This is a genomic window from Faecalibacillus sp. TM498 (assembly GCF_020589955.1).
Taxonomy (GTDB): domain Bacteria; phylum Bacillota_I; class Bacilli_A; order Erysipelotrichales; family Coprobacillaceae; genus Faecalibacillus; species Faecalibacillus intestinalis.
On record NZ_JAJDKB010000135.1, the window covers coordinates 1 to 709 of the forward strand.

The 709-nt window shown below is 29.3% G+C and carries 1 pseudogene; it reads right to left on the bottom strand.

The window, feature by feature from the left end:
- Window positions 1-265 precede the first annotated feature (265 nt).
- A pseudogene (locus LJD32_RS15015) lies at window positions 266-709 on the bottom strand (IS30 family transposase); the annotation flags it as partial.

Consider the following 709-nt stretch of genomic DNA (forward strand, 5'->3'; position numbering starts at 1 on the left):
AAAATAAAAGTAGAATTTACTCTTTCAGAAAGCAGATTTTATAAGAATATTAGGTGATTTGCCTGATATTCTTTTTATTTTGATGGTTGAATTTAGTCTTTCATGTGATTGAAAACCAAATTTTGTTATGAAAGAGTACTATTTTGGGGCACATTAAAGCTGTGCATTTTTGTCAATTTTTTTTGAGTGTAAGACTAAAATCCACTTGAATAAAGTATTGAACTGTCAATCTGTATACCCATTTTCATACATTCTCTGAATGATTTTAATCTTTTAATAAGTAAGGTTTTAAAACAATATTGTCTTTGTTGATTCTTTCAATTCCAAAATCTTTGAATTTTTGATAAAGTGCAGGATTCATAAATTCCATTACTTCTAATGGTGATTTACCTTTTAAATGTTCTTTTGATTGAGAATTGATATGTGAGACTATTAGATTTGCTTTTTCCTGACTGTTAAGTCCTAAATCTTTTAAATCATTTTCTTTTGGACAAATATAGCGGATTTCTTTATGATTGTTTTCTAAACTTCCTTTTTGACCAGAAGCCATTGGATCACAATAGAAGATTCGTGTACGTCTTGATTCATTTTCTTCTTTTTCAAACCCTTCAGCATCACAAAATTCACTTCCTCTATCAGTCTTTATAATGGCAACTTCTTCACTGAAAAGGTCTTCCCCTAAGATCTTTTCTAAAAGGTCGACTCCTTC